Source organism: Pseudomonas sp. QD4, assembly GCF_049199125.1.
Lineage (GTDB): Bacteria > Pseudomonadota > Gammaproteobacteria > Pseudomonadales > Pseudomonadaceae > Aquipseudomonas.
The window spans coordinates 324,562-350,223 of the sequence record NZ_JBLZOM010000005.1; the positions used below are offsets into that span (position 1 = coordinate 324,562).

The window sequence follows — 25,662 nt, forward strand, 5'->3', positions numbered from 1 at the left end:
CCCCCTCCGCCCCCCCCCCTCCCCCCCCCCCCCTTTACTGGCCAGTCGGCGGCGCGGCGGGGGCGGGGCCCCCCCCCCCCCGCCCCCCCCCCCGCCCCCCCCCCCCCCCCCGCCCCCCGCGACTGCATCTGAGAAGGCCGGACGAGTTACTGGACGATTTCCACCAGGTCGACATCGATCTCGCGCTTCATCAGGCTCTTCTCGACTTCACCGGTCAGTTTGACCCGGGTCTTTTCGTTGAACGCCACGGGCGGCAGGTCCTCGTCATCGATCTCGACGGTGATGGTGCCGCTGGCATCCTTGAATTCGTACTTGTCGTCATTGTTCAACTTCTTGGTCACGTGGCCCTGCAACACCACCGGCGTGTCGTCTGCGGCGTCGTTGGCCGCGGCAACGGTGGTGACCGCGTGCGCGCCCGGGCCGGTGTAACCGACAGCCAGAGCAGCGGTGCTGAACAGCGGAGCAAGCAGCAGAACGAGGTAACGGGTTTTCATGGCAGTGATCCAGTGTGGGTTTCGATGGAGCCAGGTTAACCAGTGATGCTGAATTGAAACTTAATCCACCGATCGGTTTACCCCGCCCATAAAAAAGCCCGGCACTGGCCGGGCGTTTTTTAGCGGATGACGCTTACTCGTGGTACTGCGCCGACAGCTCATGCACCGCACGCAGGAAGGCGCCGGCGTGTTCCGGATCGACTTCCGGGGTGATGCCGTGGCCGAGGTTGAACACGTGGCCGCTGCCTTTGCCGTAGCTGGCGAGAATGCGCCCGACTTCAGTGCGGATCGCTTCCGGGTTGGCGTAGAGCACGGTCGGGTCCATGTTGCCTTGCAGGGCGACTTTGTTGCCGACGCGCTCACGGGCGTTGCCGATATCGCAGGTCCAGTCCAGGCCCAGGGCATCAGCGCCAGCGTCGGCGATGCTTTCCAGCCACAGGCCGCCGCCTTTGGTGAACAGGATCACCGGAACCTTGCGCCCCTCGTGCTCGCGGATCAGGCCGCTGACGATCTTGCGCATATAGGCCAGGGAGAACTCCTGGTAGGCCGCCGCCGAGAGGCTGCCACCCCAGCTGTCGAAGATCTGCACCGCTTGCGCGCCGGCCATGATCTGGCCGTTGAGATAGGACGTCACCGACTGCGCGAGCTTGTCCAGCAGCAAGTGCATGGCTTGAGGGTTTTCGTAAAGCATGGCTTTGGATTTGCGGAAGTCTTTCGACGAGCCGCCTTCGACCATGTAAGTCGCCAGGGTCCAAGGGCTGCCGGAGAAACCGATCAGCGGTACACGGCCATTGAGTTCGCGACGAATGGTGCTGACCGCATCCATCACATAACCCAGGTCCTTGTGCGGATCCGGAATCGGCAGGGCTTCGATATCGGCCAGGGTGCTGACGACTTTCTTGAAGCGCGGACCTTCGCCGGTTTCAAAATACAGGCCTTGGCCCATGGCGTCGGGGATGGTCAGGATGTCGGAGAACAGAATCGCCGCATCCAGCTGCGGATAGCGGTCCAGAGGCTGCATCGTGACTTCGCAAGCGAACTCCGGGTTCATGCACAGGCTCATGAAGTCACCGGCCTTGGCACGGCTGGCGCGGTATTCAGGCAGGTAGCGCCCAGCCTGACGCATCATCCACACCGGGGTGACGTCTACGGGTTGCTTGAGCAGGGCACGAAGGAAACGGTCGTTCTTCAGGGCAGTCATGTCGGCATCCGGAAAAAAAGTGGGGGCATTTTCTCAGAGCGCGACGCAAAAGGCACGGCAAGAGCCGTTTCTTTATGTCTATGGGGGCAATTTGTCACAGAGGGGAGCAGCTGCAAGCTGCAAGCGCAAGCTTCAAGAGAGAGGCTGTATCGCCTCTAACTTGCCGCTTGCAGCTTGCCGCCGGCGTCGTCAGACGCCCAGGTAATCGAGGATCCCTTCGGCCGCATTGCGCCCTTCGAAGATCGCCGTCACCACCAGGTCAGAACCGCGCACCATATCGCCACCGGCGAAGATTTTCGGGTTGCTGGTCTGGTGTTTGTACTGGGCCTGTTCCGGGGCCACGACGCGGCCCTGGCTGTCGGTCTGGATGCTGAACTGCTCGAACCAGGGTGCCGGGCTCGGGCGGAAACCGAAGGCGATGACCACGGCGTCGGCCGGGATGATCTCTTCGGAACCCGGGATCGGCTCGGGGCTGCGGCGACCACGGGCATCCGGCGCGCCGAGACGGGTCTCGACCACCTTCACGCCTTCGACCTTGTCTTCGCCAACAATGGCGATCGGCTGGCGGTTGTAGAGGAACTTCACCCCTTCTTCCTTGGCGTTTTTCACTTCCTTGCGCGAGCCCGGCATGTTCGCTTCGTCACGACGATAGGCGCAGGTCACCGACTTGGCGCCCTGACGGATCGACGTGCGGTTGCAGTCCATCGCCGTGTCGCCGCCGCCCAGGACCACCACCCTCTTGCCTTTCATGTCGACGAAATCTTCCGGCGACTTTTCAAAGCCCAGGTTGCGGTTGACGTTGGCAATCAGGAAATCGAGCGCGTCATGCACGCCTGGCAGGTCTTCACCGGCAAAACCGCCTTTCATGTAGGTGTAGGTGCCCATGCCCATGAACACGGCATCGTATTCGGCGAGCAGTTGCTCCATGGTCACGTCCTTGCCCACCTCGGTGTTGAGGCGGAACTCGATACCCATGCCAGTGAAGACTTCGCGGCGATTGCTCAGCACGGTCTTTTCCAGCTTGAACTCGGGGATGCCGAAGGTCAGCAGGCCGCCGATTTCCGGGTTCTTGTCGAACACCACCGGGGTCACGCCGCCGCGCACCAGAACGTCGGCACAGCCCAGGCCTGCCGGGCCGGCGCCGATGATCGCGACGCGCTTGCCGGTCGGCTTGACCTTGGACATGTCCGGACGCCAGCCCATGGCGAAGGCGGTGTCGGTGATGTACTTCTCCACCGAACCGATGGTCACCGCGCCAAAACCGTCGTTAAGGGTGCAGGCACCCTCGCACAGCCGGTCCTGGGGGCAAACGCGGCCGCAGACTTCCGGCAGGGTATTGGTCTGGTGCGACAGCTCGGCGGCCTGGAGGATGTTGCCCTCGGCCACCAACTTCAGCCAGTTGGGAATGAAGTTGTGCACCGGGCACTTCCATTCGCAATACGGGTTGCCGCAACCCAGGCAGCGGTGGGCCTGGTCGGCCGAATGCTGGGGTTTGAACGGTTCGTAGATTTCCACGAACTCTTTCTTGCGTTGACGCAACAGTTTCTTCTTCGGGTCTTTACGCCCGACTTCGATGAATTGGAAGTCGTTATTCAGACGTTCGGCCATTATCAAAACCTCTTAGCAGCAGCTCGAAGCTACAAGCTTCAAGCTGCAAGACAATCACGTGTGCAGGCATATCGCGCACTGCTGTTAACTTGCGGCTTGAAGCTTGCCGCTTGCAGCTGCGTCGTTATTGCGGGTTGGCACGAGTACTGGTGAGCAGAGATTTCAAGCTCGCCGCCTTGGGTTTGACCAGCCAGAAACGACGCAAGTAGTCATCGAGGTTCTCGGCGAGATTACGTCCCCACTCGCTGTCGGTTTCCGCGACGTACTCGTCCAGCACACGTTGCAGGTGGCTGCGATAGGCCTCCATCGCTTCGCCGCTGATCCGCTGGATTTCCACCAGTTCGTGGTTGACCCGGTCAACGAAGGTGTTGTCCTGGTCGAGCACGTAGGCGAACCCGCCGGTCATGCCTGAGCCGAAGTTGTAACCGGTCTTGCCCAGGACGCAGACGAAACCTCCGGTCATGTATTCGCAGCAGTGATCGCCCGTGCCTTCAACCACGGTGTGGGCACCGGAGTTGCGCACCGCGAACCGCTCGCCGGCCGTACCTGCGGCAAACAGCTTGCCGCCAGTGGCGCCGTACAGGCAGGTGTTGCCGATAATCGCGCTGTCCTGGGTCTTGTACACGCTGCCTTTGGGCGGAACGATCACCAGCTTGCCGCCGGTCATGCCCTTGCCCACGTAATCGTTGGCGTCGCCTTCCAGGTACATGTTCAAGCCACCGGCGTTCCATACGCCGAAGCTCTGGCCTGCGGTGCCCTTGAAGCGGAACGTGATCGGCGCCTTGGCCATGCCCTGGTTGCCGTGGAGCTTGGCGATTTCACCGGAGATCCGCGCACCGATCGAACGGTCGCAGTTACAGATATCCAGGGCAAAATCGGCGCCGCTGAGGTCGTTGATGGCCGACCTCGCCATGTCGACCATCTTCTCGGCCAGCAGGCCTTTGTCGAACGGCGGGTTGCGGTCCACCTGGCAGAACTGCGGTTTGTCGGCCGGGATGTGATCACTGCCCAGCAACGGCGTCAGGTCCAGGTGTTGCTGCTTGGCGGTCTGGCCTTCGAGGATTTCCAGCAGATCGGTACGCCCGATCAGCTCTTCGAGGGAGCGCACGCCGAGCTTGGCCAGCCACTCGCGGGTTTCTTCGGCGACGTAGGTGAAGAAGTTCACCACCATGTCGACGGTGCCGATGTAGTGATCCTTGCGCAGTTTCTCGTTCTGCGTCGCCACGCCGGTGGCGCAGTTGTTCAGGTGGCAGATGCGCAGGTATTTGCAGCCCAGGGCGATCATTGGCGCGGTGCCGAAGCCGAAGCTTTCGGCGCCGAGGATTGCGGCCTTGATCACGTCGAGGCCGGTTTTCAGGCCGCCGTCGGTCTGCACCCGGACCTTGCCGCGCAGGTCGTTGCCGCGCAGGGTCTGGTGGGTTTCCGCCAGGCCCAGCTCCCACGGAGCGCCCGCGTACTTGATCGACGTCAGCGGCGAAGCGCCGGTGCCGCCGTCGTAGCCGGAGATGGTGATCAGGTCGGCATAGGCCTTGGCCACGCCAGCGGCGATGGTGCCAACGCCGGCTTCCGCCACCAGCTTGACCGAGACCAGCGCCTGGGGATTGACCTGCTTCAGGTCGAAAATCAGCTGCGACAAGTCTTCGATGGAATAGATGTCGTGGTGCGGCGGTGGCGAGATCAGGGTCACGCCCGGAACCGCATAGCGCAGCTTGGCGATCAGGCCGTTGACCTTGCCGCCTGGCAGCTGGCCGCCCTCACCGGGCTTGGCACCCTGGGCCACCTTGATCTGCAGCACTTCGGCGTTGACCAGGTACTCCGGGGTGACACCAAAACGACCGGTGGCCACTTGCTTGATTTTCGAGCTCTTGATGGTGCCGTAACGCGCCGGGTCTTCGCCGCCTTCACCGGAGTTGGAGCGCGCACCCAGGCGGTTCATGGCTTCGGCCAGGGCTTCGTGGGCCTCGGGCGACAGTGCGCCGAGGGAGATCCCGGCGGAATCGAAGCGCTTGAGCACCGACTCCAGGGGCTCGACTTCGCTGAGGTCGAGCGCGGTATCCAGGACCTTGACCTTGAACAGGTCGCGGATCATCGACACCGGGCGGTTGTCCACCAGCGCCGTGTATTCCTTGAACTTGGCGTAGTCGCCCTGCTGCACAGCGGCCTGCAGGGTGTTGACCACGTCCGGGTTGTAAGCGTGGTACTCGCCACCGTGGACGAACTTCAGCAAACCGCCCTGCTGGATGGCCTTGCGCGGGCTCCAGGCTTCGGCTGCCAGGGCTTTCTGCTCGGCTTCGATGTCGACAAAGCGCGCACCCTTGATGCGGCTTGGTACGCCACGGAAGCTCAGCTCGCAGACTTCCTCAGACAGGCCGATGGCCTCGAACAACTGCGCACCGCGGTACGAAGTGATGGTCGAGATACCCATTTTCGACAGGATCTTGAGCAGGCCCTTGGTGATGCCCTTGCGGTAGTTCTTGAACACCTCGTAGAGGTCGCCCAGCACTTCACCGGTGCGGATCAGATCGCCCAGCACTTCGTAGGCCAGGAACGGGTAGACCGCCGAAGCGCCAAAACCGATCAATACCGCGAAGTGGTGCGGATCGCGGGCAGTGGCGGTCTCGACCAGGATGTTGGAGTCGCAGCGCAGGCCCTTTTCGGTCAGGCGGTGGTGCACCGCGCCAGTGGCCAGGGAGGCGTGGATCGGCAGCTTGCCCGGTGCGATATGACGATCGCTGAGGACGATCTGGGTGCGGCCGGAGCGCACGGCTTCTTCAGCCTGATCGGCCACGTTGCGGATCGCCGCTTCCAGGCCAAGGCTTTCGTCGTAGTTCAGATCGATGATCTGACGCTCGAAGCCCGGGCGGTCGAGGTTCATCAGCGAACGCCACTTGGCCGGGGAAATGACCGGCGAGCTGAGGATCACGCGCGAGGCGTGTTCCGGCGACTCCTGGAAGATATTGCGCTCGGCACCGAGGCAGATTTCCAGCGACATGACGATGGCTTCACGCAGCGGGTCGATCGGCGGGTTGGTGACCTGGGCGAACTGCTGGCGGAAATAGTCGTACGGCGTGCGCACACGCTGGGACAGCACGGCCATTGGCGTATCGTCGCCCATGGAGCCGACCGCTTCGTAGCCCTGCTCGCCCAGTGGACGCAGCACCTGGTCGCGCTCTTCGAACGTGACCTGGTACATCTTCATGTACTGCTTGAGCTGGTCGACATCGTAGAAAGCCGAACCGTGGTCGTTGTCTTCCATGGTCGCCTGGATGCGCAGGGCGTTCTTGCGCAGCCATTGCTTGTACGGATGGCGGGACTTCAAGCGGTTATCGATGGCGTCGGTGTCGAGGATCTGCCCGGTTTCGGTGTCCACGGCAAAGATCTGACCCGGGCCGACACGGCCCTTGGCGATCACGTCTTCAGGCTGGTAGTTCCAGACACCGATTTCCGAAGCCAGGGTGATGAAACCGTTCTTGGTGGTGACCCAGCGCGCCGGGCGCAGACCGTTACGGTCGAGCAGGCACACGGCATAACGGCCGTCGGTCATGACCACGCCGGCCGGACCGTCCCACGGCTCCATGTGCATCGAGTTGTACTCGTAGAACGCACGCAGGTCCGGGTCCATGGTCTCGACGTTCTGCCACGCTGGCGGAATGATCATCCGCACGCCACGGAACAGGTCGATGCCGCCGGTGACCATCAGCTCCAGCATGTTGTCCATGCTGGAAGAGTCGGAACCCACGCGGTTGACCAGCGGGCCGAGCTCTTCGAGGTCCGGGATCAGGTCGTTGGCGAACTTGGTGCGACGGGCCTGGGCCCAGTTGCGGTTGCCGGTGATGGTGTTGATCTCGCCGTTGTGGGCGAGGAAGCGGAATGGCTGGGCCAGCGGCCATTTCGGCAGGGTGTTGGTGGAGAAGCGCTGGTGGAACACGCAGATCGCGGTTTGCAGGCGCGGGTCACCCAGGTCTGGATAGAAGGCGGCCAGGTCGGCCGGCATCATCAGGCCTTTATAGATGATGGTCTTGTGGGAAAAGCTGCAGATGTAGTGGTCAGTGTCGGCGGCGTTGGCCACCGAGGAGCGACGACGGGAGCTGAACAGCTTGATCGCGAAATCCTGATCGCTCAAGGACTCGCCACCGATAAACACCTGTTCGATCTGCGGCAGGCGCTCCAGGGCCAGGCGGCCGAGCACGCTGGTATCGATTGGCACTTTGCGCCAGCCGATCAATTGCAGGCCGGCAGCCAGGATCTCGCGGTTCATGTTCTCGCGAGCAGCCTGGGCTTTTACCGGATCCTGGTTGAAGAACACCATGCCCACGGCGTACTGCTTGGGCAGGTCATTGCCGAAGTGTTCCTTGGCGATGGCGCGCAGGAACAGATCGGGCTTTTGCATCAGCAGACCGCAACCGTCGCCGGTCTTGCCGTCTGCGTTGATCCCACCGCGGTGGGTCATGCAGGTCAGGGCCTCAATGGCCGTTTGCAACAGGGTATGACTGGGTTCGCCCTGCATATGGGCTATCAGGCCGAAACCACAGTTATCCTTGAATTCATCTGGTTGGTACAGACCTGCTTTCATAGACACTTTCTCACCAGGCTGCCTCTTGTTCGAGGCAAATTTCTTTTCAATTCAACCCGTTACCATCCGCGCCGAACGTACGCCAGCTTTGCGGGGGCAAAAGGGAGGTCATTGTACACACCGACACAGACGCTCACAAATTTGGCGACGAAATGTCGCAAATCTATGTCGCATTTATGAAAGGTTTAAAGCGATACGCTGTGCTAGTCAAAATATTTTTAATGTTGACCGCTACGACTCAAAAGCCACTGTGACGCAGACACCACAAGGCACGCGGCCTGGAAGGCAGCATGCCCTTGTGATTTTTTTTGAGGTGCCGGGAGAGGCGGCCTGGGTAAGGCCGCCGAATCTTCAGCGAGTTGTTGCCAGTTCTTGTTGGACGCTGGCGACAGTGCGAGGCCAAGGTTTACCAGCCTGAACCTTCGCTGGCAAGGCTTTGATGGCGTTTACAGCTGCATCACGGCTGGAGAAGTTGCCGTAAGTGATCACGTAAAGCGGCTTGCCGTTGAGGACTTTCTTGAAATAACGGTACTCGCCACCCTGCTCCTTGACGAAGCTCTGGGCTGCGGTTTCCGAGCTGGTGCCGAGGATCTGCACCACGTAGTTGCCCGGCGCCTGGCCGGCGTACCAACTGCCACCGGTGGCCTTGGCCACCACCACTGGTTTCTCGACAGGTTTGGCAGGCGCAGCCGGTTTGGCGGCGGCGACCGGTTTCTCTGCGGGCTTGGCAGCAGGTTTGGCGGTGGCGACCTGGGTCGGTGCCGGGGTCGGACGCGCGGCCGGAGTCGGCGCCGGGCCCGCTGCCATGCCGCTAGGCGGCGCGGTGGTGGTCACGGTCGGTGGCGTGGCGCTGGAGCCTTCGACCGGCACGCCATCGTCGCCTTCGCTGATGCCACCTGCCGCCTCGGCCAGAGGGCCGCGCATGACCGGTTGCGACTGGCCTACCAGCGGCAGCGGCATTGGCTGCGAAGAGCCGGCGAATTCGACCGCCGGGCTTCCACCACTGTTAGGTGTCGGTTTCTGCCCCAGGGGCAGCTGCGCTTGTTCAGTAGCAGGTGCGCCGGTCGCCGGCGCTTTGCTGCGACCCGGCATCAACCAGGCAGCGGCCACCGCGACAACCACTACTGCGGATATCGCCAATACGTGTTTCTTCGGCATGTTGAACCCCATACTTGGACGCTTGACCGCTGAGCGGCTGGCAATCATGGCTTCGATCATTGCATCGCGAGCGACCTGGTTGATGTTGCCAGGCCAGCCATCGGAGCTTTCGTGAATATCAGTGATCTGATCCGCAGAGAAAAGTTCGATCCCCTGGCCTGCCCCCTCAAGACGCTGGGCCAGGTATTCGCGGGTTTCTTCTTCGCTGTAGGGCTGCAATTCGATGACGTGGAAGCGCTCTTCCTCGGTGCTCAATTGCTCCAGGGCGGCAATCAGCGACGACTCGCCAAACAGGAACACATGCGGCCGACCTTCCGGCGCGCCAGCGGCCAGGGCCAGCAAGGCTTCCAGGGCTGACTCGTCGAGTTGCTCGGCATCATCCACCAGCAGATAGACTTCCTGGCCAGTCAGTGCCAGTTGCACCACCTGGGACAGGATCGGCCCGACCTCGGCCTGGGCCACATTCAACGCCTGCGCCACCTGGCGCAACACGCCGGCCGCGTCGCCGGCGCCACGGGCGGAAACCACCACGCTCTGCACCGATTGCTTGTTGGTGCTGGCCACCAGGGCCTGGCGCAACAGGGTCTTGCCACTGCCTTGGGGGCCGGTAACCACCAGCAACAGCTGGCTATAACGCGCCAGGTGATGCAACTGGCCCAACACCGGTTTGCGTTGGGCAGGGAAAAATTTGAAACCAGGGACCCGCGGTGCAAAAGGGTCGTGGCTTAACTGGTAATGGCCGAGGAAAGCCTCGTCGGCGTGCAAACTAGTCATGGGGATCTTATTAACCTTTAAGCTGAGCCAGAACGCGGTAATCCGCTCCCAGCGTGGCCTGTAAAACCTCTTTCGGATAATCGTCGGTCACTACGGCTTCGCCCATGCGGCGCAATAGCACCAGACGCAAACGACCGTCGATCACTTTCTTGTCAATTGCCATATGTTCGAGAAAATCCGCTTCGGTCATCTCCTCAGGGGGGATGACCGGCAAGCCCGCGCGCTGGAACAGGCGAATGCCGCGGTCGCGTTCCTGGGCGGAAATCCAGCCCAGGCGCGCGGACATTTCGAGGGCCATGACGGTGCCCGCAGCCACCGCCTCGCCATGCAGCCATACGCCATAACCCATGTGGGTTTCGATGGCGTGGCCAAAGGTGTGGCCCAGGTTGAGCGTGGCGCGTACACCGGACTCACGTTCGTCGGCGCCGACCACGGCCGCCTTGGCCGCGCAGGAGCGTTCGATGGCGTAAGTCAGCGCTTGTTGGTCCAGAGCTCGCAGCCGGTCGACGTTTTCTTCAAGCCAGGTGAGAAAAGGCTCATCGCAGATCAGCCCGTACTTGATCACTTCCGCCAGGCCTGCCGATAGCTCGCGCGCCGGCAAGGTGTTGAGACTGGTGGTATCGATCAGCACTACATTGGGCTGATAGAACGCCCCAACCATGTTCTTGCCCAGCGGATGGTTGATTCCGGTCTTGCCGCCGACCGAGGAATCCACTTGCGACAGCAGGGTGGTGGGAATCTGGATGAAGTCGACACCGCGCTGATAGCAAGCTGCGGCAAAACCGGCCATATCGCCGATAACCCCGCCACCCAGGGCGATGACGGTGGTCCGCCGATCATGCCGCGCGGTCAGCAGGCCGTCGAAAATCAGCTGCAGGGTTTCCCAGTTCTTGAAGGCTTCGCCATCCGGAAGAATCACCGAGATCACGGAAAACTGCCCGAGGCTGCGGGTCAGACGCTCAAGGTACAGCGGCGCGACAGTTTCATTGGAAATGATCGCCACTTGCCGCCCGGCGATATGCGGTACCAGCAGCTCGGGTTGATCCAACAAACCTTCGCCAATATGAATCGGGTAGCTGCGCTCGCCCAGGTCGACCTTAAGTGTCTGCATGTGTCCCCACAGTGAAGATGGAAGCAGGCGCCGAGCCCTGTATCAACGGCTGGCATTGCCTGGTGTTCTGACGCTCTCTGATGGCTCTACGCCACGACCTCAGGCGGTCAAAGCGCGACGCCGAGGATAGCGCATTTCGCTCGGCGCATTAACGGGGAGGAAGCTGCTGCAAGCGCTCCAGTATGTCCAGAACCACCATTCGCGGCGGCCGCTCATCGGTTTCCACCACCAGATCGGCGATTTCCCGATAAAGCGGGTCGCGGATGGTCAGCAGGTCGCGAAGGGTTTTCGCCGGGTCGGCAGTGCGTAGCAGCGGACGGTTGCGGTCCCGTGCGGTACGCCCCACCTGCTGCTCCACCGAAGCATGCAGATAGACCACGCGCCCGCCTTCGTGCAGGGCTCGACGATTGGCTTCACGCATGACCGCGCCGCCGCCGGTGGCCAGCACCACGCCGTCGGATCCACAGAGTTCGGCAATCATCGCCTGCTCGCGGTCACGAAAGCCGGGCTCGCCTTCCTTATCGAAGATCCACGGGATATTGGCGCCCGTGCGCAGTTCAATTTCCTTATCGGAATCTTTGAATGGCAGGCGCAGCTCTTTGGCCAGCAAGCGACCGATGGTGCTTTTTCCAGCCCCCATCGGCCCAACAAGAATCAAATTTCGCACAGAATCAACGACTCACAGCAATCGCCTGGTTATTCATGATACGCGGAGTGAGAAATACCAGCAGCTCGGATTTTTTCTCCGACACCACGTCACGCCGGAAAAGGCGGCCAAGATACGGCACATCGCCAAGAAATGGCACTTTATCTACAACCTTGCTTTGCGTATTCGAGAAAACCCCACCGATGACGATCGTCACCCCGTCGTTGACCAGAACCTTGGCGTTGACCTCGTTTTTCCTGATGGGCGGCACATCCTGAACCCTGTTGAGGTAGTCCGGCTCATCCTTGGTGACCTTGACCTCCATGATGATGCGGTTGTCCGGGGTGATCTGCGGCGTCACCTCCAGCGATAACGAGGCCTCCTTGAATGCCACCGAGGTGGCGCCACTGGAGCTGGCCTCCTGGTAGGGAATCTCGGTGCCCTTGAGGATCTTGGCGGTTTCCTTGTCGGAAGTGACCACCTTTGGTTGCGAGACAATTTCCCCGTTGCCGGTCTTTTCCATGGCGGTCAGCTCCAGGTCGAGCAGCACGTTATCGGTGATGTAGGCGATGCCGATCCCCGAGGTGTTGGCCACCGCCCCCAGGTCGACGAAGGGCGCGTTGCTGCTGGTGCTGCCCGGCGTGCCGATGGTCGACGAACCATTGGCACCGTTCTGTACCCCGGAGGCATTCCAGTTGCCCTGGTTCTGCACCGAGCCACCCCAGCGCACGCCCAGGCTTTTGTCGTAGTCGACGTTGGCTTCGACGATGCGCGCCTCGATCATCACCTGGCGCACCGGGATATCCAGCTGCGCCACGATCCGCCGCAGCTCGTCGAGGCGCTCCTGGGTCTGGTAGGCAATGATGTTGTTGGTCCGGTCATCGACCGTGATCGAGCCTCGTTCGTCGGCCTTTTCTTCAACGCTGGTGACCGACTGGAACAGCTTGGCAATATCCGCCGCCTTGGCGTAGTTGACCTGCAACAGTTCCCGACGCAGCGGCGCCAGGTCTTCCAGCTGCTTCTGCGACTCCAGTTCCTGGCGTTCGCGGGCGGCGATTTCATCCGCCGGCGCCACCAGCAGCACGTTGCCGATCTTGCGCTGGTCCAGCCCCTTGGTCTTGAGCACCAGGTCCAGCGCCTGATCCCAGGGCACATTTTGCAGGCGCAAGGTAATGCCGCCCTGCACCGTATCGCTGGCCACCAGGTTGAGCCCGGTGAAATCGGCGATCAGTTGCAACACGGAACGCACTTCGATGTTCTGGAAATTCAGCGACAGCTTTTCACCGCTGTAGGCTGGCGTCGCGGCACGTTTTTGCCGGTCTTTATCATTCAGGGGACGAACGCTGACCGTCAGCAGGCGGTCGGTCTGATAGGTCGAAAAATCAAATTCGCCGCCGGCGTCGATGCTGATGGTCACCTGATCGGCTTTGGCCGTGGCGTTGACGAACTGCACCGGGGTGGCGAAATCCTTGACGTCGAGGCGCACACGCTGCCGCTCGGGCAATTGGACCCGGCTGAACCTGAGGACGATCTTGCCGTCCTGGCGCTGGACGTCCGCGCTGATGCCCGGGTCGGACAAGCGGATCTGCACATTGCCTTCGCCACGATCGCCACGCTGGAAATCCAGGCTGTTGATGGCGCGCCCCTGGGCGGAGGCATCCTGGGTCTTGGGGCTGGCAGCGAAGGCCATGGGCGACAGCAGCGCTATCCATAGCGCGGTGCCGAAGGCTGAAAGAATCCTGTTCATTATTCGAGTTCCACTAAGAGTGCTCTTTCAAGGGGATCGTCCGTGGTCGCTCCAGCCAGGCTCCCGCTCCATCGGGAACAATCTCGACCACCTCGATCTGTGAATCGCTGATAGCGATGACTCGGCCATCGTTGCGCCCCAGGTAGTCACCGACTTTCAGCCGGTACACACCACCCGCACCGCGCAGCAATGCAAAGGATCCGGAAGCATTGGAAAGGGTCCCGACCATCTCGAACTGTTCAATGCCGAACCCTTCGAGAAACTGCTTCACCCGGGCCGGGTCCGGCGCCACGTTGCTCGAACCCCAAAGTCGTCCCGCCGGATCGACCCTGAGTGGCGGCTGGAACGGGCTGCGCAACGACGCTGCGTCATAGGTGAATGATGGGTAAGACCGGATTGCCGGCGTTGGTTCAATCTGCGCCGGCGGCTGCAGGCGCATCTGATTCATGTAGGCGTCCAGATCATTGAAATCATCGCGGCCATCGCAGCCGCTCAAACTGCCGCCCAGCATCACCATCACGCCCCACTGCCGCACGTTCATCGCTGCGGCTCCTGGCCGTTGTAGCGATAGGTCCGGGCCTGGATGCTCATGCGCAACCGGGAGCCGTCGCCCGCCGCCAGCGGTTTGATCTCGAAATCATGCAGGGTCACGATGCGCGGCAGTCCGGAGACACCGCTGACGAAGGTTGCCAGGTCATGGTAGGCACCGATCACGGTGATCTGGATCGGCAGCTCGATATAGAACGGCCGCGTCACCTCCGGCAGCAGTTTGATCTCCTCGAATTCCAGGCCACTGCCCAGTCCGGTCCGGCTGATGTCTTCCAACAGGCCGGGCACCTCGGTATCGCTGGGCAGTTGCCGCAGCAAGAGCCCGAAGGCGTTCTGCATGACATGCAGCTGCTCGCTGTAGCGCTCAAGGTTCGCAGCCTGGCGGGCCTTGCTGGCGAACTGCTGCTTGAGCTGCACCTCCTCCCCGCGCTTGTGCTCCAGATGTTCCAGCGAACCGCTGAGATAAAGGTTGTAGCCCGTCGCCAGCACCACCAGCAGCACCAGGCCGGCCACGGCCGTCTTGACCGTGATCGGCCAGGAGCCAATGTTGTGGGTACCCAGCTCGCCCCATTCCGTCTTGCGCAACGCGGCAAACCAACGGCTGATGCTCACTGCTGGTCCTCCGGCGCGGCAGCCCGGGTCTGACGCACGCTCAGCTGGAAGCGGCTGGCCTGGTTCGCACCTTCGGCCGCCGTTCCCTTGACCTCGCCAAGCACCGGCGCGTCAAACCACTCGGAGCGGTCCAGCTGACGCATCAGCTCGGAGATCCGGTCATTGGACTCGGCGGACCCGGAGATCGCCAGCGTAGTACCCACCTGGGAGACGTCGGTGAAATACACCCCGTCAGGCAGGGTCCGCACCAACTGGTCGAACACCCGCGCGCTGATCGAGCGGTTACCTTGCAGGTCCTCGATGATCTTCATCCGCTCCATCAGTTGCTGGCGATGGGCCTTGAGTTCGTTGATCTGCACGATCCGCTGATCGAGGTGGGCGGCCTGCTGGCTCAGGTGGTTATTGCGGGCCAGTTGTCGCTCGATCGCGGCATCAATGTAGCGCTCGGCCACCAGCACCACGGCCAAGCCGCCCACCAGCACTGCGCCCAGGGTCAGGAAAAAACGCTTGCGCCGCGTCTCGCGCAACTCTTCGCGCCAGGGCAACAGATTGATCCGCGCCATCAGTCGAGCCCTCGCAACGCCAGGCCGCAGGCAATCATCAACATCGGCCCGTCACGCTGCAGGGCCAACGCATCGACCTTGTCACCGATGGCCATGCCGGCGAAGGGATCGGCCAGCCGAACCGCAACACCCAGCTCCCGGCCCAAGACCTCCGCCAAACCCGGCAACCCGGCACTACCGCCCGCCAGCAGCAGGTCATCCAGCGCCCGAGCCTGGGGCGATTCGGCAAAGAACTGCAGGGAACGTGCGACCTGTTGCACCAGCTCCTGGCAAAACGGCTGCAGGACCTGATCGGGGTAGTCGTCCGGCAAACGCCCATCATGCTTCGCCCGCTCGGCCTCATCGGCCGACAGGCCATAAAGCCGCTGGATGGCTTCACTCAACTGGCGCCCGCCAAACAATTGTTCGCGGCTATAAATGACTCGACCGTCGTGCAGCACGCTGAGGGTGGTCATGCTGGCGCCGATATCGACCAGCGCCGAAGTCCGCCCCGGCACCGCGACCTGCAACGCCAGGACGCGCTCGAGTGCGGCGACCTCGATATCAACCACCCGCGCCGTCAGTCCCGCCAGCGCCAGGACCGCTTCCCGCGCCTCGACGTGCTCCTTGCGACAAGCCACCAGCAGCACGTCCACCTGGTCCGGGTGGTGCGCAGAACAGCCCTGGACCTCAAAGTCGATGGCGACCTCGTCCAGGGGGTAGGGAATATATTGTCCGGCCTCGACCTTGAGCTGGTTTTCCAACGCTTCGTCGGAAAGTCCGGCGGGCATCTGGATAAGTTTGCTGATGACTGCCGATCCGGCCATCGCTACCGCTGCGCCCTTGCCGAGCGAATCGGCCTTGAGCACTACTCGCGAGAGGGCCTGCCCGACCACCTCAAGCTCGGCGATCCGCTTCTCGACCACCGCACTGTGAGGCAGCGCCTCCACGGCGTAGGCCTCGACCCGGTGGCGATCGCCGACGCGGCTCAATTGGACCAGCTTGACCGAGGTGGAGCTGATATCGATTCCCAGGAGGGAACTCGTCTTTTTACTGAAGAGTCCTAGCACTACCCATTCCCTATGACTTTCCGTGAGTTACGGACTCCCTAATGCCCATTGCGTTCAATCACCGCGCCTTGACAGACCGGCAAATGACGCCCTTGGCGGAAAATGCTTATAATGCCCAGCGTTTTTTTCCGCTTTGCCTGCCGCGTGGGTCGATCCCATTTACCGTGAATACTTGCCGTGAATGCCCTGACGCCTAATTCATTCCTTTCTCTGGAAATCCAAAAGCCTTGATTCGTCTGCTGAAGTTTTTCGGGTGGTCCATCGTCGCTGTGTTCTGCGGGCTGCTTTTGGCTCTGTCCGGCGCGTTTCTCTATCTTAGTCCTGGGTTACCGTCCGTAGAGGCGCTCAGAAGTATCCAGTTGCAGATTCCCCTCCGGGTCTACAGCAGCGACGGCAAGTTGATCGCAGAATTCGGCGAAATGCGCCGTACACCGATACGTTTCGCCGACATTCCCCCCAACTTCATCAATGCGTTACTAAGTGCTGAAGACGACAACTTTGCTAACCATTACGGTGTTGACCCCAGCAGCCTGATGCGTGCCGCGACCCAATTGGTCAAGAGTGGCCACATCCAGTCGGGCGGCAGCACCATCACCATGCAGGTCGCAAAAAACTTCTTCCTGACCAGCGAACGCAGCTTCTCGCGCAAGACCACGGAAATCCTCCTGGCCCTGCAGATCGAACGCCAGCTGACCAAGGACGAAATCCTTGAGCTGTACGTCAACAAGATCTATCTGGGTAACCGTGCCTACGGCATCGAGGCGGCGGCGCAGGTGTATTACGGCAAATCGATTCGTGACGTGAGCCTGGCGCAGATGGCGATGATTGCCGGCCTGCCCAAGGCGCCGTCACGCTTCAACCCGCTGGCCAACCCGGCCCGCAGCAAGGAGCGACGCGACTGGATCCTGGGCCGCATGTACAAGCTCGGCAAAATCGACGAAGCGGCGTACACCACCGCGATCAACGAGCCGCTCAACGCCAGCTACCACGTACCGACCCCTGAAGTTAACGCACCGTACATCGCCGAAATGGCCCGTGCCGAGATGGTCGGGCGCTACGGCAGCGACGCCTACACCGAAGGTTTCCGCGTCACCACCACGGTGCCGAGCAACCTGCAGGAAATGGCCAACACCGCCGTTCATGAAGGCCTGATCAGCTACGACCAGCGTCACGGTTACCGTGGCCCGGAATCGCGCCTGCCCGGCAAGACCCAGGCAGCCTGGGCCTCGGAGCTGACCAAACAACGTCCTATCAGCGGGCTTGAACCCGCCATCGTCACCCAGGTCGACAAGACCGGCGTGCAGGTCCTGACCCGCACCGGTGAAGAGCATGTGAGCTGGGACAGCATGAAATGGGCCCGCCCTTTCCTTAACACCAACAGCATGGGCCCGGCGCCCAAGCAGCCATCGGACGTGGCCCAGGTCGGCGACCTGATCCGCGTGCAACGCCAGGCTGACAACTCGCTGAAATTCAGCCAGCTCCCCGTGGCCCAGGGCGCCCTGGTGTCCCTGGACCCACAGAACGGGGCCATTCGGGCACTGGTTGGCGGCTTCGCCTTCGAGCAAAGCAACTACAACCGCGCCATGCAGGCCAAGCGCCAACCCGGCTCGAGCTTCAAGCCGTTCGTCTATAGCGCTGCCCTGGATAACGGCTACACCGCCGCCAGCCTGGTGAACGATGCGCCGATCGTGTTCGTCGACGAATACCTGGATAAGGTCTGGCGTCCGAAAAACGACACCAACACCTTCCTCGGCCCGATTCGCATGCGCGAAGCGCTGTACAAGTCGCGCAACCTGGTATCGATCCGCCTCCTGCAAAGCATGGGGGTCGACCGCACCATCGACTACATCAGCAAGTTCGGCTTCAACAAGCAGGACCTGCCACGCAACCTATCCCTGGCCCTGGGCACCGCGACGCTGACCCCGATGGAAATCGCCACCGGCTGGAGCACCTTTGCCAATGGTGGCTACAAGATCTCGCCGTACATCATCGACAAGATCGAAAGCCGCAACGGCGAGAACCTGTTCACCGCCAACCCGCCCAGCGTGCCCAACAGCGTCAGCGCCAGCAGCGGCATAGCGGCGCCAAGCGAGCAGACCTTCACCGTCAACCAGGTTGGCGGTGAAAACCCGGCTCAGCCAGTGGCCCAGACCCCGGCCGTTGCCGAGCGGATTGTCGACGGGCGCACCACCTACATCCTCAACAGCATGCTGCAGGACGTGATCAAGCTCGGCACCGGGCGCCGCGCCCTGGCCCTGGGCCGCACCGACCTGGCAGGCAAGACCGGTACCACCAACGAGTCCAAGGACGCCTGGTTCTCCGGCTACAACGCCGATTACGTGACCACCGTGTGGACCGGCTTCGACCAGCCGGAAAGCCTCGGCCGCCGCGAATTCGGCGGCACCGTGGCCCTACCGATCTGGATGAACTACATGGGCGCCGCGCTCAAGGGCCGGCCACCACACACCCAGCCCGAACCGGAAGGCATCCTCAGCCTGCGGGTCGACCCGGTCAGTGGCCGCGCCGCCACCCCAGGTACGCCAAACGCCTACTTCGAGCTGTTCAAAAGCGAAGACAGCCCACCGTCGGTCAACGAACTGGGCAACGGCAGCGTGCCGGGCAGCCCACTGCCAGCTGACGAATCAGCGCCAGCCGACTTGTTCTAAGGGGGCAGCGGCAAGCTTTTAGTTTCAAGCGGCAAGAGAGAAGCAGTACACACTGCTTCTCTCTTGCCGCTTGTAGCTCAAAACGCCCATAAAAAAACCCGGCTCAAAGGCCGGGTTTTTTATGGGCTGCTGTTAACCGTTGAACACGTCATCCACGCTTTTCAGCGGGTAGTTCTTCGGATACGGCAGGGTCGCTACGCCAGTCTCGATCGCGGCCTTGGCCACGGCATCGGAGATCACGGTGATCAGGCGGGCGTCCATTGGTTTCGGGATGATGTACTCACGACCGAATTCCAGCTTGATGCCGCCGTAGGCGTCGCAGACTTCCTGTGGCACTGGCAGTTTGGCCAGTTCACGCAGGGCGTTGGCTGCGGCGACTTTCATTTCTTCGTTGATGCGCTTGGCGCGAACGTCCAGGGCACCACGGAAGATGAACGGGAAGCCCAGTACGTTGTTGACCTGGTTCGGGTAGTCGGAACGACCGGTGGCCATGATCACGTCGTCACGAGTGGCGTGGGCCAGCTCAGGAGCGATTTCCGGATCCGGGTTCGAGCACGCGAACACGATCGGGTTGGCGGCCATCGACTTCAGGCCTTCAGCGCTCAGCAGGTTCGGGCCGGACAGGCCAACGAACACGTCAGCGCCTTGCAGGGCATCAGCCAGGCTGCGCTTGTCGGTAGCGTGGGCGAACACCGCCTTGTACTGGTTCAGGTCGTCACGGCCGGAGTGGATCACGCCGGTACGGTCAACCATGAAGATGTTTTCGATATTGGCGCCCATGCTCACCAGCAACTTCATGCAGGAGATGGCCGCAGCGCCTGCACCGAGGCAGACGATTTTCGCTTCAGGCAGGGTTTTGCCAGCGATTTCCAGGGCGTTGATCATGCCGGCCGCAGTAACGATCGCGGTGCCGTGCTGGTCATCGTGGAATACCGGAATGTCGCACTGCTCGATCAGAGCACGTTCGATCTCAAAGCACTCAGGTGCCTTGATGTCTTCCAGGTTGATGCCACCGAAGGTGATGGAGATACGCTTGACGGTGTCGATGAAGGCTTGCGGGCTTTCGGAGTCGACTTCGATGTCGAACACGTCAATGCCGGCGAAACGCTTGAACAGCACGCCCTTGCCTTCCATCACTGGCTTGGAAGCCAATGGACCGAGGTTACCCAGGCCGAGAATCGCGGTGCCATCGGAAATGACTGCAACCAGGTTGCCCTTGCCGGTGTATTTGTAGGCCAGTTCAGGATCGCGGGCGATTTCGCGTACTGGTTCGGCTACGCCGGGGCTGTAGGCCAGCGACAGGTCGCGAGCGGTAGCAGTGGCCTTGGTGAGCTCGACACTCAGCTTTCCTGGACGAGGATGGGCATGATATTCGAGAGCGGCAGTTTTCAAATCAGACATGTGGGCATTCCGCTTTTTACTGTTGGACAGACGGACCGCCGAGGATACGCGTGTCGCAAAGTCCCTACAAGACTGACCAGTCACCCCTGTCAAGGGCCCTGGCATACGACTTTGGCCCAAGAGCCACGGAACACAAGGCCTACAACTGTTCACAATCCAAATAAAAAATGTCTACAATTTTTATTTATCAGAACATTCCGAGCATCGTTGGGTCGGTCAGCGGCAACATCCAGCGAGCCTGACCAGGCTTGACCGGTGCTTTTCGCGCGCGATCCACGACCCAGCCCCGCGCCTCGATTTCCCGACCCTGGAGGCGATCCAGCAGCGAAGCATCGAAATTCGCCAGCAGTTTGGGCGCAATGTGCAATACAACCGAACCCTGCAACTCAATCCAAACCCCACCGCGATTGCGTTGCACCTTGCTCACACGCCCACTGAGCACGGCAAAGCCCGAGGCCCTGATCTGCTGCGCTTTCAGTACAGATGCCTGGCGCCACAGGCCCAACCGAGCCTGGCGCGCGCTGTCTTCGGCAGCCCGCTGGCAGGACGCCAGGGCGACGTTGGGCGCAATCGCAATCTGATAGGCCAGGCCCTCGGCCAGCAAACGCGCGGCCAGGTTACTGCCATCGGCACCGTAGACGTAGGCCAGGGTCCGGCCGTAACGGTCCCTGGTCTCGGCCCCGAGCCGCAAGCCCACTCGCCCTGCGCCTTGCTTGACCAACGCCTGCAAACGCGCACGCGCCGCCGCCGCGAAAGGCTCGGCAGGACGACCTTGGCGCGCCAGCTCGGGCGCATTGAGGCCGATCAGGCGCACGCTGCGACCGTCTTTCAGGCGCAGGGTGTCGCCATCGACCACGCGCTGCACCACGGCCGGCGTCAGGCCGCTGGGGGTTGGGCAAAATGCCTGGGCGGCTGTCAGCCAAATCGCAGACACAAAAAAGGCGCCCACCAGGGACGCCTTTTTCATCAGCGAGGAAAGGCCGTATTGGCTTTCCAGAACGATCAGCCTTAGGCTTTTTTCGTTGCGCCGAAAGCACCGAAGCGCGACTTGAACTTGTCGACACGGCCGCCAACGTCCAGAGTTTTTTGCTTACCGGTGTAGAACGGGTGGCACTCGTTGCAAACGTCCAGGCTCAGAGGCTTGGCCAGGGTGGAGCGAGTTTCGATGACGTTACCGCAGCTGCAAGTAGCGGTAATGGCTTCGTATACTGGATGGATATCGGCTTTCATGGTGTCTTCCTCAGGCTAGCGTGCCGCCACCCAACACTATTGTTGAATACCGCACGTAATTAGGCCGCGGATTCTACCAGAGCGCGTCAATCACGCAAGCTGTCCCTTACACCGGTCGTCTGCTAGGCTCCGGGCCTTCTTTACCGCCCGTTCATGAGATTTCCCCGCGTGCCCGACGCCATCTTGCGCCTCGCCCTGCCTTCGCCCCTGCGCCGCCTGTTCGACTACCGTGCCCCGGCCGGCGTCCTGCGAGCCCAGTTGCACCCGGGCATGCGCCTGCGAGTGCCCTTTGGTCGCCGGGAGATGATCGGCATCCTGGTGGAGATCGCCGACAGCAGCGAAGTCCCCGCCGAGAAACTCAAACCGGCCCTCGCCCTGCTCGACGCCACCCCGCCGCTGCCGCCCGCGCTGTTCAAGCTGTGCCTGTGGACCTCGCAGTATTACCAGCACAGCCTCGGCGACACCCTGAGCTGGGCACTGCCGGTGCTGCTGCGCCAGGGCGAGTTGGCCGAGGCGCGCCAGGAGCGCTTCTGGTCGGTCAGCCCCGGCGCCAAGCTGGACGATCCGCGTATCGCCCGCGCGCCACGCCAGCGGGAAGCCCTGGCGACCCTGGCCCAGCACCCCCACGGCGTCGCCCATCAGTTGCTGAGCAAGTTGATGCTGAGCAAGGACAGCCTCGACCTGCTGCTGGCCAAGGAGCTGGTCCAGGTCGAGATCCGCAAGCACGCCCCCGAAGCGCGCCATGAACACTGGCTGGCGCAGCCGGAACTGCCCCTCAACCATGAGCAGCGCGCCGCCTACGAGGCCATCCGCGCGGGTTTCGACAGCTACCACGCGTTTCTACTAGCAGGCGTTACCGGCAGCGGCAAGACCGAGGTCTACCTGCAACTGATCCGCGAAACCCTGGAAGCCGGCAAGCAGGCCCTGGTGCTGATCCCGGAGATCAACCTCGGGCCCCAGACCCTGGCGCGTTTCGAACAGCGCTTCAATGCACGCATCGCCCTGCTGCACTCGGCCGTCAATGACCGCGAACGCCTGGACGCCTGGCTGGCGGCGCGGGACGGCGATGCCGACATTATTATCGGCACCCGCTCGGCGCTGTTCACGCCGATGAAGAACCCCGGGCTGATCATCATCGATGAAGAACACGACGGCTCCTATAAACAGCAGGAAGGCCTGCGCTACCACGCCCGCGATCTGGCCCTGGTGCGCGCGCGCCAGGAAAACATTCCGATCGTCCTCGGCTCCGCCACGCCGTCCCTGGAAAGCCTGCACAACGCCTACACCGGCCGTTATGGCCTGCTGCGCCTGACCGAGCGCGCCGGCGGCGCCAAGCAACCGCGCTTTTTGCGCCTCGACGTCAAAAGCCGCCCTCTGGACAGCGGCATCTCCGGGCCGATGCAGCAGGCCATCGGCCAGACGCTTGCCGCCGGCCAGCAGGTGCTGGTGTTTCTCAACCGCCGCGGCTTTGCGCCGACCCTGCTGTGCCACGACTGCGGCTGGATGTCCGAATGCAACCGCTGCGATGCGCGGATGACCGTGCACCAGCGCTCCGGAGAACTGCGCTGCCACCATTGCGGCCATGTCGAGCGGGTTCCGCGGCACTGCCCGCAGTGCGGCAAGGTCGATTTGCGTCCGGTGGGCGCCGGCACCGAGCGCGCCGAGGAGCGCCTGGGGATTCTGTTTCCCGATTTCCCGGTGCTGCGGGTGGATCGCGACAGCACCTCGCGCAAGGACGCGATGAACCAGTTGTTCGCCACCATCCAGAAGGGCCACCCGTGCATCCTGGTGGGCACGCAGATGCTCGCAAAGGGCCATCACTTCCCCCGGGTGACCCTGGTGTCGATCCTGGATGCTGACGGCGGGCTGTTTTCCGGCGACTTCCGCGCCAGCGAACGCATGGCCCAGTTGATCGTCCAGGTCGCCGGCCGTGCCGGACGCGCCGAGGAGCCGGGCAAGGTGATCATCCAGACCCACCTCGCCGACCACCCATTGCTGGTGCAACTGACCGAACAGGGTTATTTCGCCTTTGCCGAACAGGCCCTGAGCGAGCGCCGCGCCGCCGGACTACCGCCCTTTGCGCACCTGGCGCTGCTGCGGGCCGAAGCCCACAAACCGGGGCAGGCCGAGGGGTTTCTCGATGAAGCCTGCAGCGAAGCCGAACGCCTGCTCGCCGAGCACAACCTGGGCGGCATCGAGCTGTTGGGCCCGGTACCGGCGCCGATGGAGCGCCGTGCCGGGCGTTATCGCGCGCAGCTGCTGCTGCAGGCCAACGCCCGCGCGCCCCTGCACCGCCTGCTGAGCAGTTGGCTGCTGGTGCTGGAGCAGATGCCCAGCGGGCGCCAGGTGCGCTGGTCGCTGGATGTGGATCCCGTCGATCTATATTGATAAGCCTGTGGCGCGGGAGCTTGCTCCCCCAGCACCGGTTAATCGTCCGTCCGGGGCGTGCGAAGGTTGGCAAGCCTGCCCCGGCAACGGATAATGCCCAGTTTTTCCACCTGCGCATCGAAGCGCCGCCGCGCCTGCGGTCGAAAGAGAAGACCATGAAAGACACCATTCGCCAGCTCATCCAGCAAGCCATCACCCAACTCGTCAACGACGGTGTGTTGCCAGAAGGCCTGACGCCGGCGATCCAGGTAGAAAACACACGCGACAAGACCCACGGCGATTTCGCCAGCAATATCGCCATGATGCTGGCCAAGCCGGCCGGCATGAAACCGCGAGACCTGGCGGAAAAAATCATCGCCGCGCTGCCGGCCGATGACAGTGTGACCAAGGCCGAAATTGCCGGCCCAGGCTTCATCAACTTCTTCCAGAACACCCAGGCCCTGGCCAGCCGGCTGGATGCGGCCCTGGCCGATGAGCAGGTTGGCGTACGCAAGGCTGGCCCGGTACAACGCACGGTGGTCGACCTCTCGGCGCCAAACCTGGCCAAGGAAATGCACGTTGGCCACCTGCGTTCGACCATCATCGGCGACGGCGTGGCGCGGGTCCTGGAGTTCCTCGGCGATACCGTGATCCGCCAGAACCACGTTGGCGACTGGGGCACCCAGTTCGGCATGCTGATGGCCTACCTGCAGGAAAACCCGATCACCAGCGAAGAGCTGTCGGACCTGGAAAACTTCTACCGCGCCGCCAAGCAGCGCTTCGACGAGTCTGCGGAGTTCGCCGACCGCGCCCGTGGGCTGGTGGTCAAGCTGCAAGCCGGCGACCCGGACTGCCTGGCGCTGTGGACCAAGTTCAAGGACATCTCGCTGTCCCACTGCCAGAAGATCTACGAACTGCTCAACGTCAAACTGACCATGGCCGACGTGATGGGCGAAAGCGCCTACAACGACGACCTGATCAACGTGGTCAATGACCTCAAGGCCAAGGGCATGCTGGTCGAGAGCAAAGGCGCCCAGTGCGTGTTCCTCGACGAGTTCAAGGACGCTGATGGCGAGCCGCTGCCGGTGATCATCGTCAAGGCCGACGGCGGCTACCTCTACGCCACCACCGACCTGGCCGCCGTGCGTTACCGCAGCGGCGTGCTCAAGGCCGACCGCGCGCTGTATTTCGTCGACCAGCGCCAGGCCCTGCACTTCCAGCAGGTGTTCGCGGTAGCACGCAAGGCCGGCTTCGTGACCCACCCGATGGAAATGGAGCACATGGGCTTCGGCACCATGAACGGCGCTGACGGCCGTCCATTCAAGACCCGTGACGGCGGCACCGTGAAGCTGATCGACCTGCTGACCGAAGCCCGCGAGCGCGCCTACACCCTGGTCAAGGAAAAGAACCCGGAACTGGCCGAGAACGAACTGCGCAACATCGCCCGCGTGGTGGGTATTGGCGCAGTCAAATACGCCGACTTGTCCAAACACCGCACCAGCGACTACAGCTTCAACTTCGACCTGATGCTCAATTTCGAAGGCAACACCGCGCCTTACCTGCTGTACGCCTACACCCGTGTCGCTGGCGTATTCCGCAAGCTGGGCAAGGACTTCAGCCAGGTCGAAGGGCAGATCGTGCTCGAAGCCGCTCACGAGCAGGAACTGGCGGCCAAGCTGGCGCAGTTCGGTGAAGTGCTCAACAGCGTTGGCGAAAAAGGCACGCCGCACATTCTCTGCACCTACCTGTACGATGTGGCCGGCCTGTTCTCCAGCTTCTACGAGAACTGCCCGATCCTGAACGCCGAAACTCCGGCTCAGATGCAGAGCCGCTTGCGCCTCGCCGCACTGACCGGCCGCACACTCAAGCAAGGCCTGGAACTGCTGGGTCTGGAAACTCTGGAGCGCATGTAA

General features: G+C 62.3%; 17 protein-coding genes and 1 pseudogene. 3 read left to right on the forward strand and 15 right to left on the reverse strand.

The window, feature by feature from the left end; translation table 11 throughout:
* Nucleotides 1-146 precede the first annotated feature (146 nt).
* The 12 genes and pseudogenes from ACOZJV_RS27105 to ACOZJV_RS27160 form a co-directional block, all read right to left on the reverse strand.
* The gene (locus tag ACOZJV_RS27105; RefSeq protein ID WP_078469462.1) at nucleotides 147-494 is read right to left on the reverse strand and encodes a YgiW/YdeI family stress tolerance OB fold protein; all 348 of its coding nucleotides are present in this window, start codon (nucleotides 492-494) and stop codon (nucleotides 147-149) included.
* Nucleotides 495-627: 133 nt separating this feature from the next.
* Nucleotides 628-1,695, reverse strand: coding sequence for a uroporphyrinogen decarboxylase (hemE, locus tag ACOZJV_RS27110; protein ID WP_078469461.1), 1,068 nt, complete (start codon nucleotides 1,693-1,695; stop codon nucleotides 628-630).
* A gap of 189 nt (nucleotides 1,696-1,884) precedes the next feature.
* The gene (locus ACOZJV_RS27115; protein ID WP_078469460.1) at nucleotides 1,885-3,303 is read right to left on the reverse strand and encodes an FAD-dependent oxidoreductase; all 1,419 of its coding nucleotides are present in this window, start codon (nucleotides 3,301-3,303) and stop codon (nucleotides 1,885-1,887) included.
* A gap of 124 nt (nucleotides 3,304-3,427) precedes the next feature.
* The gene (gene gltB / locus ACOZJV_RS27120) at nucleotides 3,428-7,876 is read right to left on the reverse strand and encodes a glutamate synthase large subunit (RefSeq protein WP_078469459.1); all 4,449 of its coding nucleotides are present in this window, start codon (nucleotides 7,874-7,876) and stop codon (nucleotides 3,428-3,430) included.
* Between the two features lie 351 nt (nucleotides 7,877-8,227).
* Nucleotides 8,228-9,808: an AAA family ATPase gene (locus tag ACOZJV_RS27125; RefSeq protein ID WP_421548904.1), complete on the reverse strand. Its 1,581-nt coding sequence runs from the start codon at nucleotides 9,806-9,808 to the stop codon at nucleotides 8,228-8,230.
* Between the two features lie 10 nt (nucleotides 9,809-9,818).
* Nucleotides 9,819-10,919, reverse strand: a complete 1,101-nt coding sequence (aroB, locus tag ACOZJV_RS27130) for a 3-dehydroquinate synthase (RefSeq protein ID WP_078469457.1) — start codon at nucleotides 10,917-10,919, stop codon at nucleotides 9,819-9,821.
* Nucleotides 10,920-11,067: 148 nt separating this feature from the next.
* The gene (gene aroK, locus ACOZJV_RS27135) at nucleotides 11,068-11,586 is read right to left on the reverse strand and encodes a shikimate kinase AroK (RefSeq protein WP_078469456.1); all 519 of its coding nucleotides are present in this window, start codon (nucleotides 11,584-11,586) and stop codon (nucleotides 11,068-11,070) included.
* 4 nt (nucleotides 11,587-11,590) lie between these two features.
* Nucleotides 11,591-13,213 (reverse strand): annotated as a pseudogene (locus tag ACOZJV_RS27140) (type IV pilus secretin PilQ); the annotation flags it as partial.
* A gap of 112 nt (nucleotides 13,214-13,325) precedes the next feature.
* A complete protein-coding gene (locus tag ACOZJV_RS27145; RefSeq protein ID WP_421548905.1) occupies nucleotides 13,326-13,853 on the reverse strand; it encodes a pilus assembly protein PilP in 528 nt (175 codons plus the stop codon).
* Nucleotides 13,850-14,473, reverse strand: a complete 624-nt coding sequence (locus tag ACOZJV_RS27150; RefSeq protein ID WP_421548906.1) for a type 4a pilus biogenesis protein PilO — start codon at nucleotides 14,471-14,473, stop codon at nucleotides 13,850-13,852. Before ACOZJV_RS27150 ends, ACOZJV_RS27145 begins: the two co-directional genes overlap by 4 nt.
* Nucleotides 14,470-15,036: a PilN domain-containing protein gene (locus ACOZJV_RS27155; RefSeq protein WP_201129127.1), complete on the reverse strand. Its 567-nt coding sequence runs from the start codon at nucleotides 15,034-15,036 to the stop codon at nucleotides 14,470-14,472. Before ACOZJV_RS27155 ends, ACOZJV_RS27150 begins: the two co-directional genes overlap by 4 nt.
* A complete protein-coding gene (locus tag ACOZJV_RS27160) occupies nucleotides 15,036-16,085 on the reverse strand; it encodes a pilus assembly protein PilM (protein WP_421548907.1) in 1,050 nt (349 codons plus the stop codon). The genes ACOZJV_RS27155 and ACOZJV_RS27160 overlap by 1 nt, the downstream gene beginning before the upstream one ends.
* A gap of 230 nt (nucleotides 16,086-16,315) precedes the next feature.
* Between ACOZJV_RS27160 and ACOZJV_RS27165 the strand changes: the two genes are divergently transcribed.
* Nucleotides 16,316-18,751 (forward strand): penicillin-binding protein 1A, encoded by a 2,436-nt coding sequence (locus ACOZJV_RS27165; RefSeq protein WP_421548920.1) that lies wholly within the window; start codon nucleotides 16,316-16,318, stop codon nucleotides 18,749-18,751.
* A gap of 132 nt (nucleotides 18,752-18,883) precedes the next feature.
* Here the strand turns inward: ACOZJV_RS27165 and ACOZJV_RS27170 are convergent, their stop codons facing one another.
* The 3 genes from ACOZJV_RS27170 to rpmE form a co-directional block, all read right to left on the reverse strand.
* The gene (locus tag ACOZJV_RS27170) at nucleotides 18,884-20,152 is read right to left on the reverse strand and encodes a malic enzyme-like NAD(P)-binding protein (protein ID WP_078469449.1); all 1,269 of its coding nucleotides are present in this window, start codon (nucleotides 20,150-20,152) and stop codon (nucleotides 18,884-18,886) included.
* Between the two features lie 187 nt (nucleotides 20,153-20,339).
* Entirely contained in the window at nucleotides 20,340-21,119 is a 780-nt protein-coding gene (locus ACOZJV_RS27175; RefSeq protein ID WP_421548908.1) for a thermonuclease family protein, read from the reverse strand.
* 41 nt (nucleotides 21,120-21,160) lie between these two features.
* Nucleotides 21,161-21,382, reverse strand: a complete 222-nt coding sequence (rpmE, locus tag ACOZJV_RS27180) for a 50S ribosomal protein L31 (protein ID WP_011058815.1) — start codon at nucleotides 21,380-21,382, stop codon at nucleotides 21,161-21,163.
* Nucleotides 21,383-21,550: 168 nt separating this feature from the next.
* Between rpmE and ACOZJV_RS27185 the strand changes: the two genes are divergently transcribed.
* A complete protein-coding gene (locus ACOZJV_RS27185; RefSeq protein ID WP_078469447.1) occupies nucleotides 21,551-23,770 on the forward strand; it encodes a primosomal protein N' in 2,220 nt (739 codons plus the stop codon).
* Between the two features lie 155 nt (nucleotides 23,771-23,925).
* Nucleotides 23,926-25,662, forward strand: a complete 1,737-nt coding sequence (argS, locus tag ACOZJV_RS27190; RefSeq protein WP_078469446.1) for an arginine--tRNA ligase — start codon at nucleotides 23,926-23,928, stop codon at nucleotides 25,660-25,662.

Excerpts from the sequence above, each read along its gene's own strand:
- ACOZJV_RS27105 (WP_078469462.1), bottom strand. The coding sequence starts at position 494 with ATGAAAACCCGTTACCTCGTTCTGCTGCTTGCTCCGCTGTTCAGCACC.
- hemE (WP_078469461.1), bottom strand. The coding sequence starts at position 1,695 with ATGACTGCCCTGAAGAACGACCGTTTCCTTCGTGCCCTGCTCAAGCAA.
- ACOZJV_RS27115 (WP_078469460.1), bottom strand. The coding sequence starts at position 3,303 with ATGGCCGAACGTCTGAATAACGACTTCCAATTCATCGAAGTCGGGCGT.
- gltB (WP_078469459.1), bottom strand. The coding sequence starts at position 7,876 with ATGAAAGCAGGTCTGTACCAACCAGATGAATTCAAGGATAACTGTGGT.
- ACOZJV_RS27125 (WP_421548904.1), bottom strand. The coding sequence starts at position 9,808 with ATGACTAGTTTGCACGCCGACGAGGCTTTCCTCGGCCATTACCAGTTA.
- aroB (WP_078469457.1), bottom strand. The coding sequence starts at position 10,919 with ATGCAGACACTTAAGGTCGACCTGGGCGAGCGCAGCTACCCGATTCAT.
- ACOZJV_RS27145 (WP_421548905.1), bottom strand. The coding sequence starts at position 13,853 with ATGAACGTGCGGCAGTGGGGCGTGATGGTGATGCTGGGCGGCAGTTTG.
- ACOZJV_RS27155 (WP_201129127.1), bottom strand. The coding sequence starts at position 15,036 with ATGGCGCGGATCAATCTGTTGCCCTGGCGCGAAGAGTTGCGCGAGACG.
- ACOZJV_RS27170 (WP_078469449.1), bottom strand. The coding sequence starts at position 20,152 with ATGTCTGATTTGAAAACTGCCGCTCTCGAATATCATGCCCATCCTCGT.
- ACOZJV_RS27175 (WP_421548908.1), bottom strand. The coding sequence starts at position 21,119 with ATGAAAAAGGCGTCCCTGGTGGGCGCCTTTTTTGTGTCTGCGATTTGG.
- rpmE (WP_011058815.1), bottom strand. The coding sequence starts at position 21,382 with ATGAAAGCCGATATCCATCCAGTATACGAAGCCATTACCGCTACTTGC.
- argS (WP_078469446.1), top strand. The coding sequence starts at position 23,926 with ATGAAAGACACCATTCGCCAGCTCATCCAGCAAGCCATCACCCAACTC.